Raw genomic sequence first — 9,863 nt, forward strand, 5'->3', positions numbered from 1 at the left:
CCCGGACCCGTCCCCGGTCCCGGACCCGATCAGGGCCCGGGACCGAACCGGCCCTGGGGCCGGGTCCTGGTGCCGGTTCAGGCGGCGAACGCGTCCACGCCGGTCAGTTCCGCCGAGAGCCGCCACAGCCGGGCGGCCTGGTCCGGGTCCACGGCCCAGTCCTTGATGCCGGAGCCCGGCCCGTCGGCCGGGGCGGGTTCGGCGATGTCGCAGTCCTCCAGGTAGACGCCTCCGAGCCCGTCCAGCCGCGGTGACGTCGCGGCCCACACCTGGGTCGCCGCGCCCTGCTGCGGTGTCTTGAAGGCGTCCGGATCGAGGAGACGGCCGTTCTCGTCGATCCAGCCGCGGTCCACCATCTCCGCCGTGGAGAGATGACGCTGGAGCGGGGTGAGGATGCCGCCGGGGTGCAGCGCGAAGGCGCGTACCCCGCGGTCCCGGGCGAGCCGGTCGAGGTGCACGGCGAACAGGACGTTGGCGGTCTTCGCCTGCCCGTAGGCCCGCCACTTGTCGTAGCCGGTGCGCCAGTGCACGTCGTCCCAGCGGATCCCCGAGGCGTGGTGGCCCCGGGAGGAGACCGAGACGACGCGGGCGCCGCCCGGTTCGAGGGCCGGCCACAGACGGTTGACCAGCGCGAAGTGCCCGAGATGGTTGGTGGCGAACTGCGCCTCCCAGCCCGGTCCGACCCGGGTCTCGGGGCAGGCCATGATCCCGGCGCTGTCGATGACCATGTCGACCGTTTGCCCGGAGGCGAGGAACCGCTCGGCGAACGCGCGCACGCTGTCCAGGTCCCCCAGGTCCATCTCGTCCACCTCCGCCTCGGCCAGTCCGGCCAGGGACTCCCGGGCGGCGGCGGGGCGGCGGGCGGGAACCACGACCCGCGCGCCGGCCCCGGCGAGAGCCCGCGTCGTCTCCAGACCGATGCCCGAGTAGCCGCCGGTGACGATCGCGAGCCGTCCGGTCAGATCGAGTCCGGCGAGAACGTCGTCGGCGGTGCTGCGGTGCCCGAAGCCCGAGCCGATCTTGTGCTGTGGAGTGCTCATGCCCGGAACGCTACGAATTGGAGCGCTCTCGAAGTCAAGCGGCTCAAGCGGCACGGCCGGTCATGGCAGGGCGCCGGGGCAGAAGAAGGCCCCGACCGGACGGGGGGATCACGGTCGGGGCGGATCAGGTGTGGGCACGGATGGCGGTCGCCTCTCGGCGAAGGGCTCCACAGGGCTTCAGCCGAACGATCTTCCCTGTGGGCGATAGGTGAGGCCCGGGGACACTGTCCCATCCGTACCCACGCCCTCTCCAACGGTGCGGGCCCCTTGGGTGTTCCGCCTTCTGAGCCGCTTTGGGGTGATGTGCGTCACCGCCGCTCGCCGTCCGCCATCGCCCCGGCGTTCCGTGCCGTCTCACTGTCTGGTGCCGTCCGGGCGTTCCGTGCCGTCTCGCCGTCCGGTGCCGTCCCCGCGTTCCGTGCCGTCTCGCCGTCCGGCAGTGTCCCGGCCCAGAGGTTCTCGGCCTGGAGCTGCAGGGTGCCCAGGACCGCCGCCGTCTCCGACCCCCGCTGAGCATGCTCCCGCAGCCCTTCCTGGAGCCGTTGGTGCAGATCCTCCATCTCCTCCCGGGTCGGAAGTTCCGGGCCGTTCCGCCCGTCGTCGCCCCGCAGCCGCTCGGCCTCCACCCGGCAGGCGTCGCCGATCAGCTCCAGCAGACGGGCGTACAGCCGCAGTACCGGCCCCTCGGGCGGAGTGGGCGTCCGGTGCTCGTCGGCCGTCACCGCCAGCGTCCGGGTCAGCGCCGTGACGTTGTCGGCGATGTGGCCCCACCGCCGGTCCTCCTCCTCGGGCGGCACGGTCGACGCCGGCGGCACCCGGTGCAGGGCCCGCAGCGGCCCGTAGGTCAGGCGCAGGCTCTCCCGGCTCCAGGCGCGGGCGGAGCGCAGCGCCTCGACGCGGTACCGCAGCCGCGCCGCCTCGCTCGACCAGTCGGCGACGCTCTGCTCGTCCCAGTCCTCCCGCAGGCCCTCGGCGACGGTGTGCAGGACGTCGCCCGTCTCCCGGGCGAGCAGCGCGAGGTTCTCCCGCACGTCCCGAAGATGCACCGGGGGCAGCACCAGCGCGTTGACGGCGACGCCGATGACCGCGCCGAGCGCCGCCTGCCCCAGCCGGTGGGCGACGGCGTACTCCGAGACGGTCCCGGAGGCCAGGATGAACACCGCCGTCGTGGCGGTGTAGATGCCCTGCGCCCCGAAGCGCGGCCAGTTGGCGAGCAGCATCAGCAGCGGCAGGGACACCGCGAGCGCGACGGTGGTGTTGTCGGTGAGTTCCTGGGCCCCGGAGGCCAGCAGCGTGCCGACGCAGATGGCGGCGAACTGCTGCGCGGCCTGCCGTACCGAGCTGTAGACGGTGGCCTGCACCAGCACCACGGCCACCCAGGGCGCCATCAGCGCCATCGGGTCGTCCATCCACACGCCCGCCACGAGCCAGGCGAGCAGTCCCGCCCCGGCCGCCTTCAGCGACTGCTTGACCAGGTCGCGCTCACGTCCCGGTCCGCGCACCACGGCCGCGACCGCCCGACCCGCGGTGGCCACCTCCCGCCGCACCATGTCCACGAGCCGTACGGCCCCCTCATTCAGCCCTGTCATGATCCGCCGGGTATCCGCATGATCGACACGCTCACCTCAGGGGGCTGTCGGCCAGCTCGGCCAGCAGGCCGGCGGGATCGTCGTAGACCTCGTCCGCGCCGGCCTCCACCAGGTCGGCGCGCGGGATGCCGCCGCTGAGCACACCGACGCAGCGGACCCCGGCCCGGCGGCCCGCGGCCATGTCCCAGACGGTGTCGCCGACGAAGACGGCCCGTTCGGCGGGGACACCGGCCAGTTCCAGGGCGTGCCGCACAGGTTCGGGCGCGGGCTTGCCCGCGTCGACGTCGTCGGAACTCGCGGTCGCGGTGATCGCCTCGTCGGCGTCGATCGCCCGGCGCAGCGCGCTCAGTTCCGCGCCGCCCGCCGAGGTGGCCAGCACCACCCGCCAGCCGTCCCCGGCCAGCCGCCGCAGCAGTTCCCCCGCGCCCGGCAGCGCGGGCAGCCGGTCGAAGTACTGCCCGTACAGCGCCTTGTGCGCGGCGCTCAGCTCGGCGTCCTGGTCCGTGTCCCGGTCCTCGCCGAGCAGGTGGGCGATCAGGTCGGTGGAGGGCAGGCCCACGGCGCGGTGGACGGCGTGCATGGGGACCCGGTGGCCCGCCTGCCGGAACGCCTCCCACCAGGTGACGACATGCAGGTGATTGGTGTCGGCGAGGGTGCCGTCCACGTCGAACACGGCCGCGCGCTCCATGCACCGGTCCCTTCCTCGTGTCTCGATGGGTGTGTCTCGATGGGTGTGTCCCGATCGGAATGTCTTCGTCGATGTGTCTCGGTCGGTGTGTCTCGGTCGGTGTGTCCGGGTCGGGCGGGCGGGTACCACGTCAGCCGCGCGTCACGCCGGACGGTGTGCGGCCCTCGCGGGTCCAGGCGAGCAGATCGTCCAGGGACCAGGTGGTCACCACGCGCTCCGGCGGCACACCGCACTCTTCGGCCCGCGCACACCCGTGGATCTGCCAGTCCAGCTGACCAGGGGCATGGGCGTCGGTGTCGACCGAGAACAGCACCCCCGCCGCCACCGCCCGGCGCAGCAGCCGCCGAGGCGGATCGAGCCGCTCCGGCCGGCTGTTGATCTCCACCGCCGTGCCGCTCTCCGCGCAGGCCGCGAACACCGCGTCCGCGTCGAACCGCGACTCCGGCCGCCCCCGCCCGCTCAGCAGCCGTCCGGTGCAGTGGCCCAGGATGTCGGCGTGCGGATCGCGTACGGCGGTGACCATGCGGCGGGTCATCGACCGGGCGTCCATCCGCAGCTTGGAGTGAACGGAGACGACCACCACGTCGAGCCGCTCCAGCAGCTCCGGTTCCTGGTCGAGCGAGCCGTCGTCGAGGATGTCGCACTCGATGCCGGTCAGCAGCCGGAACGGCGCCCAGGTCTCGTTGAGCCGCGCCACCACGTCCAGCTGTTCGCGCAGCCGGTCCGCGGACAGACCGCGCGCCACCGTCAGCCGGGGGGAGTGGTCGGTGAGCGCCGCCCACTCGTGCCCCAGGGCCGCCGCGGTCCGGCCCATCTCCTCGATCGGGCTGCCGCCGTCCGACCAGTCGGAGTGCAGATGGCAGTCGCCGCGCAGTCGCGCCCGCAGCCGCTCACCGCCCTCGGCGAGCGGGGCGTCCGCCTCGCCGGACAGTTTCTCCAGGTAGCCGGGGACCTGACCGGCCAGCGCCTCCCGCACCACCTGTGCCGTCTTCGGGCCGACGCCCTTGAGCGACTCCAGCGAACCGGCGTCCGCCCGCTGCCGTACCTCCTCCTCGGGCAGGGCGGACAGCACCTGGGCCGCCGTGCGGAAGGCGCGGACACGGTAGGTCGGTGCCTGGGACCGCTCCAGCAGGAAAGCGATCCGCTCCAGCGCCCGTACGGGGTCCATGGGGGCCATGGGATCCACGGGGTCCAGGGGGTCCAAGGGGTCCATCGGACCATCCACCTCCTCGCCCCACCAGGGTTCCCCAGCGACGGGTGGTCCGCACGACGGGCGCCGACGGTTTGTCTCCCCTTCGCCCGGGTACTGCGTCGGCCCGTCACGCGCTGCCACCGAGGAGGCCGCCATGTCCCCCACCGCCCGCGTCGCCGTGATCACCGGCTCCGACTCCGGCATCGGCCGGGCCACCGCCGTACGTCTGGCCGAAGCCGGACTGGACATCGGCATCACCTGGCACACCGACGAGCGGGGCGCCGAGCGCACCGCCGAGGAGGTACGGGCACGGGGGCGGCGGGCCGAGACCGCCCGGGTCGACCTCACCCGGCTGCCGGAGGCCGCGGACACCGTCGACGGGCTGTGCGAACGCCTCGGCCGGGTGGACGTCCTGGTCAACAACGCCGGTACGGGGACGGCCACGCCCTTCCTCGACCTGGGCCTGGACGACCTGCGGCACGTCCTGGACGTCGATCTCGCCGGGCCGTTCCTGTGCGGGCAGCGGGCGGCCCGGCGCATGATCCGGCAGGGCGACGGCGGCCGGATCGTCAATGTGACGTCCGTGCACGAGCACCAGCCGCGGGTGGGCGCCGCGCCGTACTGCGCGGCCAAGGGCGGCCTCGGTCTGCTCACCCAGGTGATGGCCCTGGAACTGGCCGAGCACGGCATCACCGTCAACGCCGTCGCCCCCGGCGAGATCGCCACGCCGATGACCGGGCAGGAGGACACCGACCCGCACACCGAGCGCCGCCCCGGCGTACCCCTGGGACGGCCCGGCGACGCCCGTGAGGTCGCCGCCGTGATCGCCTTCCTCGCCGGACCCGACGCCTCGTACGTCACCGGCGCCTCCTGGAGCGTGGACGGCGGCATGCTCCGGATGGGCCCGATGGCCGGATCGCACCTGCGGAGCGACGACTGGCGGCGACCCTGACCAGCAACGACCCCGGAACGACGGCGGGGGCGACGGCGGGGGAGACGTCTGGAGACGGCCCCGGCCGCCCGTTCGTTCTAGGCTCGATACATGACCGAAATCGTGAGCCCGCACATCGCCCGGCCGCGCATCCTGGTCCTGGGAGTCCAGCCGGCCGTTCCCCCGTTCCGGATCGTGGAGATCGACGGCCAGGTCGTCGGTGAGGCGAGGACCGTCGTCGATGTCCTGGAGACCGCCGCCGCGTACGGCATCACGGTCCACGACCTGGACGACCCGGAGGTGGTCCGCTGGGTCGGCGGGGACAAGTTCACCTGGACGACCCGCTGACGCCGGCGGAACACCTCCTCGCCTCACGCCGGTGAGCGGCGGGCGTGCACCGCGCGGCTCATCCGCCGCCCCAGCAACAGGTAACCCAGCAGCGCGCCACCGGTGTTGAGGATGACGTCGTCGATGTCGAAGGCCCGACCGGTCACCATCGAGCCCTGCGCCAGCTCCACCAGCAGCATGACGACGGCGGTCAGCAGCAGCACCCGCAGGAGTCCGCGGGTGCGCGGGGCGACGACCGGTACCAGCATCCCGAACGGCACGCCGAGCAGAATGTTGCCGCCGACCTGCTTGACCGCGTCGCGCAGCGCGGGCTGGCCCAGGTACTCGCGCAGGGAGCGGCCGGGATGCAGGTTGGTGTGGGTCAGCGCCTCCGAGGCGGGCGAGGGGTGCAGGGTGAGCCGGGCCAGTACGACGGCGAACGCCACCATGAAGACGAAGGCGCACGCTGTGGCCATCAGGCGCAACGGCCAGGGGACCACGTGCCGTTCGCGCGGAGCGGGGTCCTCGCTCCGCGCGGCGCGGGGGCGGAGCAGGGAACGCGGCCGTGGGGTGGCGGCGCGGGCCATGGGGGATCCTCCAGTTCTCAGCGGGGACGAGGACGTGCGGCTGTTCAGTCGGGGTAGGTGACCCGGACCTCCTTGAAGCCCAGCGAGCGCAGCAGGTTCTGGAGCATCTGCGTGGTGTTGGTCTCGGCGCGCGAGGTCAGACCGCTCTCCTTCGCGGCGTCACCGATGTGCCGCACCGCGAGCTTCTGGACGGCCTGCTCGCTGTTGGGGTTGTCCGAGAACAGGTCGCCGAGGCGGTCGAGCAGGCCGCGCTGCTTGGACACGGCGTAGGAGCGCTCGGGGTCGAGGGCCGGCTTGCCGAGGGCGGCGTGCGGCAGCCGGAGGGTGGCCGAGGTGCGGTCCTCGTCGACCGTGACATCGTCGCGGCCGACCTTGCCGAGGTCGACGTAGGCGTCCACCGAGCCCGCGCCGACGTACAGGGTGCGGGAGCCGCGGACCGCGTCCGGCAGGAACTTGGTGTCCTTCTCCAGATCGACGACGACCTGGAAGTTCCCGGAGGCGGCCTCGTACCGGCTGACGTTTTGGATGGACTCCAGCAGCGCGGGGCCCGAGCGGTCGCGGGTCTCGGTGCCGAACAGGTCCCTCAGGCCCGGGATCACGCTCAGCCGGAGCCCGGCGAACAGCACGACGAGCACCAGCGCGACGGCGCCGACCGCCTTGGCCCAGCCGGGTACGCGCCCGGGGAGGCGCCTGTGGGGAGTCGTCATGGCTACGGCCCTCCTTCCTACTCACCGCATGCCCCCCACTTCCCGTGCCAGACGGGCGAGTTGAGGGACAGGGGGGAAGCAGCGGGGGCACGGGCGGCGCGCGCCTGACCCCGACCTGCCGATCGGCGTCCGGGGAAGTCCGGAGGAGTCGGGAGGAGGCGGAGGAGGTGGGAGGAGTCGGGAGGAGGCGGGAGGAGTCGGAGGGAGAGGAGGAGCTAACGCGACGGCGGGGTACGGCTCGACGGGGGACCGGACCGGCCCACCACCTCGTCCACCGTCCGCCGCGGCAGCAGCCGGGCCAGGCCGGTGACCCGCAGGACGCGCAGCGTCAGGGCGTGGGTGCACACCAGGTGCAGTTCGCCGCCGCGGTCGAGCACCCGCTGCCTGGCCCGGACCAGCAGCCGCAGCCCCGAGCAGTCGAAGAACTCGACCCCGCTGAGGTCGAACACGACCCGGGCGCCCGGGTCGCCGGTGGCCCGGTCCAGGAGAGGGGCGATCTCGTCGGCCACGGCGAGGTCGATCTCGCCGTGGAACTCCAGCACCGTGTGTCCCCGTTCGTCATGGACACGCAGATGCCGGGTGAGCGGTGCGGGGTTCTGCCGCACGGCCACATCACCTCCCGCCTGCCCTCCATAGTTTCCCTCGTTCGGGGGGATTTGAGCATGTTCGATTGACATATGTCATCGGTTTCTCATGCTCATCGCAGGCGGGGCGGGCGGGAGGCGCGGTGGGGCGGAGGCGCGGTGGCCGTGTGGCGGACGTCGCTCAGTCCACGACCAGTACCAGCTTGCCCGTGGTGCGGCCGGTCTCGCCGAGCGCGTGCGCCTCGGCCGCGTCGGCCAGCGGGAAGCTCCGCTCGACGGCGGCCCGCAGCCTGCCCGACTCGGCCAGCGCGGCGATCTCCCGCATTCCGCCCCGGTCGGCGTCGACGAGCATCCGCGCCGCCCGCACGCCGAGCCGCTCCGCCTCCCGGTACAGCTCGTCCGACCCGGCCGGCAGGATCGAGACCACGATCCCGCCCGGGCGCAGCACGCGCAGCGAACGGGTCAGCGTGTCCCCGCCGATCGTGTCCAGGACGACATCGACGTCCTTCACCGCCTCGGCGAAGTCGCTCTCCCGGTAGTCCAGCGGCTCGTCCACGCCGATCGACCGCAGGAAGCCGTGCTTGGCGGCGCTCGCCGTGCCGGTCACGTGGGCGCCCCGGGCCTTGGCGATCTGCACCGCCACGTGGCCCACGCCGCCGGCCGCCGCGTGCACCAGCACCCGCTGCCCCGGCTGGACGTCGGCCCGCTCCACCAGCGCCTGCCACGCGGTCAGCGACACCAGGGGCAGCGCGCCGGCCTGTACGTGGTCGATTCCGGCCGGCTTGTGCCAGAAGCCGCGCGCCGGAGCGGCGACGTACTCGGCGTGGGAGCCGTGGCCGTACGGGTACGACAGCATGCCGAAGACCTCGTCACCCGGCCGGAACTCGGCGACGCCGATGCCCACCGCCTCGACCGTGCCGGAGACGTCCCAGCCCAGGACGAACGGCGGCTCGCCGAGGAAGCCGCCGGTCGCGCGGTGCTTCCAGTCGGTGGGATTGACGCCGGCGGCGCGCACCCGCACCAATACCTCGTTGGGGCGGGGCGTGGGGCGCTCCAGCCGTACTTCCTTCAGGACCTCGGGTCCGCCGAGGGTGTCCTGGCGGATGGCTCGCATGGTGTTCACATCGCTCATGGTCACCCAGCCTGCCGCTCCCCGCCTGTCCGGGAAATGGCATGTTGGTCATGCTCCGATAGGATCGTGCCATGTCGCACACGGAACGCCCGGAACGGGTCGTGGTCCTCGCCCTCGACGGCGTCTACCCCTTCGAGCTCGGCATCCCCAGCCGTGTCCTCGGCGCGGCCGACGGCCGGTACGAGGTGCTGACCTGCACTGTCGACGGACGGCCGGTGCGCACCGAGGCGGACTTCACCGTCACCGCCGAGCACGGCCCCGAGATACTGGCCACGGCCGACACGGTGGTGGTCGCCGCCGTCGCGCCGTCCCGGATCACCGACGCCCTCACCGAGGAGGCCACCGCCGCCCTCGCACGCGTCCCGTCGGGCGCCCGCCTGCTGTCCATCTGCACCGGTGCCTTCGTGCTGGCCGCGGCCGGACTCCTCGACGGCCGCCGGGCGACCACCCACTGGCAGCTCACCGACGTCTTCCGCCGGATGTTCCCGCGCGTCACCCTCGACCCGGACGTGCTCTTCGTCCACGACGGCCGCGTCCTCACCTCGGCCGGGGCCGCCTCCGGCGTCGATGTCTGCCTGCACCTGATCCGTGAGGACCACGGCAGCGCACTGGCCAACGCCGTCGCCCGGCGCTGCGTCGTCCCGCCGTTCCGGGACGGCGGCCAGGCGCAGTACATCGAGCAGCCGGTTCCGCGGGTGGGAGCGGCGAGCACCGCCGCCACGCGGGCCTGGGCCCTGGAACGGCTCGACGAGTCGCTGACCCTCGCAGCCCTCGCGGCGCACGCCGGGATGAGCCTGCGCACCTTCGCCCGCCGCTTCGACGACGAGGTGGGCCTCAGTCCCGGCCGCTGGCTGATCCAGCAGCGCGTCGCCCGGGCCCGGCACCTGCTGGAGGCCAGCGACCTGCCGGTCGATCAGATCGCCGGCCGGGTCGGCTTCGCCACGGGCGCCTCACTGCGCCAGCACCTGCACGCGGCGATCGGCGTCTCCCCCCAGGCGTACCGCCGCACGTTCCGCGCGCCCCACTGACCGTCTCGCACGCTCCGCTGATCGCACCGCGCGCGCTGCCGACCGCCACCGCTTCCGC

The 9,863-nt window shown here is 73.4% G+C and carries 11 protein-coding genes; 3 read left to right on the forward strand and 8 right to left on the reverse strand.

The features are described from left to right. Nucleotides 1-77: 77 nt before the first annotated feature. The 4 genes from J7I94_RS26740 to J7I94_RS26755 all read right to left on the reverse strand — a co-directional run bounded on the left by J7I94_RS26740 (nucleotide 78) and on the right by J7I94_RS26755 (nucleotide 4,485). Entirely contained in the window at nucleotides 78-1,040 is a 963-nt protein-coding gene (locus J7I94_RS26740; protein WP_215170874.1) for an SDR family NAD(P)-dependent oxidoreductase, read from the reverse strand. Between the two features lie 308 nt (nucleotides 1,041-1,348). Beyond that, nucleotides 1,349-2,629 (reverse strand): FUSC family protein, encoded by a 1,281-nt coding sequence (locus J7I94_RS26745; protein WP_215170876.1) that lies wholly within the window; start codon nucleotides 2,627-2,629, stop codon nucleotides 1,349-1,351. A 31-nt stretch (nucleotides 2,630-2,660) separates the two neighbouring features. Further along, a complete protein-coding gene (locus tag J7I94_RS26750) occupies nucleotides 2,661-3,317 on the reverse strand; it encodes an HAD family hydrolase (protein ID WP_215170878.1) in 657 nt (218 codons plus the stop codon). A 130-nt stretch (nucleotides 3,318-3,447) separates the two neighbouring features. Next, a complete protein-coding gene (locus tag J7I94_RS26755) occupies nucleotides 3,448-4,485 on the reverse strand; it encodes a PHP domain-containing protein (RefSeq protein WP_215170898.1) in 1,038 nt (345 codons plus the stop codon). 178 nt (nucleotides 4,486-4,663) lie between these two features. On the opposite strand from J7I94_RS26755, the gene J7I94_RS26760 reads away from it, so the two are divergent. Together J7I94_RS26760 and J7I94_RS26765 are read left to right on the forward strand one after the other, a co-directional pair. Then, nucleotides 4,664-5,461 carry an SDR family oxidoreductase gene (locus J7I94_RS26760; RefSeq protein ID WP_215170880.1) on the forward strand — a complete coding sequence of 266 codons (798 nt, stop codon included), beginning with the start codon at nucleotides 4,664-4,666 and terminating at the stop codon, nucleotides 5,459-5,461. A 90-nt stretch (nucleotides 5,462-5,551) separates the two neighbouring features. Next, entirely contained in the window at nucleotides 5,552-5,788 is a 237-nt protein-coding gene (locus J7I94_RS26765; protein ID WP_215170882.1) for a hypothetical protein, read from the forward strand. 23 nt (nucleotides 5,789-5,811) lie between these two features. Here J7I94_RS26765 and J7I94_RS26770 read toward each other — a convergent pair whose 3' ends face one another. The 4 genes from J7I94_RS26770 to J7I94_RS26785 form a co-directional block, all read right to left on the reverse strand. After that, a complete protein-coding gene (locus J7I94_RS26770) occupies nucleotides 5,812-6,354 on the reverse strand; it encodes a VanZ family protein (protein WP_215170884.1) in 543 nt (180 codons plus the stop codon). Between the two features lie 44 nt (nucleotides 6,355-6,398). Further along, nucleotides 6,399-7,061, reverse strand: a complete 663-nt coding sequence (locus tag J7I94_RS26775) for a DUF4230 domain-containing protein (protein ID WP_215170886.1) — start codon at nucleotides 7,059-7,061, stop codon at nucleotides 6,399-6,401. Nucleotides 7,062-7,276: 215 nt separating this feature from the next. After that, on the reverse strand, nucleotides 7,277-7,666 hold the full coding sequence (locus J7I94_RS26780; protein ID WP_308114704.1) for an anti-sigma factor antagonist: 390 nt from the start codon (nucleotides 7,664-7,666) through the stop codon (nucleotides 7,277-7,279). A gap of 160 nt (nucleotides 7,667-7,826) precedes the next feature. After that, nucleotides 7,827-8,777: an NADP-dependent oxidoreductase gene (locus tag J7I94_RS26785; RefSeq protein WP_215170890.1), complete on the reverse strand. Its 951-nt coding sequence runs from the start codon at nucleotides 8,775-8,777 to the stop codon at nucleotides 7,827-7,829. Between the two features lie 71 nt (nucleotides 8,778-8,848). Between J7I94_RS26785 and J7I94_RS26790 the strand changes: the two genes are divergently transcribed. Beyond that, complete coding sequence (locus tag J7I94_RS26790) at nucleotides 8,849-9,805, forward strand: GlxA family transcriptional regulator (protein WP_215170892.1); 957 nt, start codon at nucleotides 8,849-8,851, stop codon at nucleotides 9,803-9,805. The last annotated feature ends 58 nt before the right edge of the window (nucleotides 9,806-9,863 follow it).

Origin of the sequence: Streptomyces sp. ISL-12 (genome assembly GCF_018614415.1) — a bacterium.
Taxonomy (GTDB): domain Bacteria; phylum Actinomycetota; class Actinomycetes; order Streptomycetales; family Streptomycetaceae; genus Streptomyces.

Bases quoted from the DNA above. Each gene is read 5' to 3' on its own strand.
- J7I94_RS26770 (WP_215170884.1), bottom strand. From the start codon at position 6,354: ATGGCCCGCGCCGCCACCCCACGGCCGCGTTCCCTGCTCCGCCCCCGC.
- J7I94_RS26785 (WP_215170890.1), bottom strand. From the start codon at position 8,777: ATGAGCGATGTGAACACCATGCGAGCCATCCGCCAGGACACCCTCGGC.
- J7I94_RS26740 (WP_215170874.1), bottom strand. From the start codon at position 1,040: ATGAGCACTCCACAGCACAAGATCGGCTCGGGCTTCGGGCACCGCAGC.
- J7I94_RS26760 (WP_215170880.1), top strand. From the start codon at position 4,664: ATGTCCCCCACCGCCCGCGTCGCCGTGATCACCGGCTCCGACTCCGGC.
- J7I94_RS26775 (WP_215170886.1), bottom strand. From the start codon at position 7,061: ATGACGACTCCCCACAGGCGCCTCCCCGGGCGCGTACCCGGCTGGGCC.
- J7I94_RS26745 (WP_215170876.1), bottom strand. From the start codon at position 2,629: ATGACAGGGCTGAATGAGGGGGCCGTACGGCTCGTGGACATGGTGCGG.
- J7I94_RS26750 (WP_215170878.1), bottom strand. From the start codon at position 3,317: ATGGAGCGCGCGGCCGTGTTCGACGTGGACGGCACCCTCGCCGACACC.
- J7I94_RS26755 (WP_215170898.1), bottom strand. From the start codon at position 4,485: ATGGACCCCGTACGGGCGCTGGAGCGGATCGCTTTCCTGCTGGAGCGG.
- J7I94_RS26790 (WP_215170892.1), top strand. From the start codon at position 8,849: ATGTCGCACACGGAACGCCCGGAACGGGTCGTGGTCCTCGCCCTCGAC.
- J7I94_RS26765 (WP_215170882.1), top strand. From the start codon at position 5,552: ATGACCGAAATCGTGAGCCCGCACATCGCCCGGCCGCGCATCCTGGTC.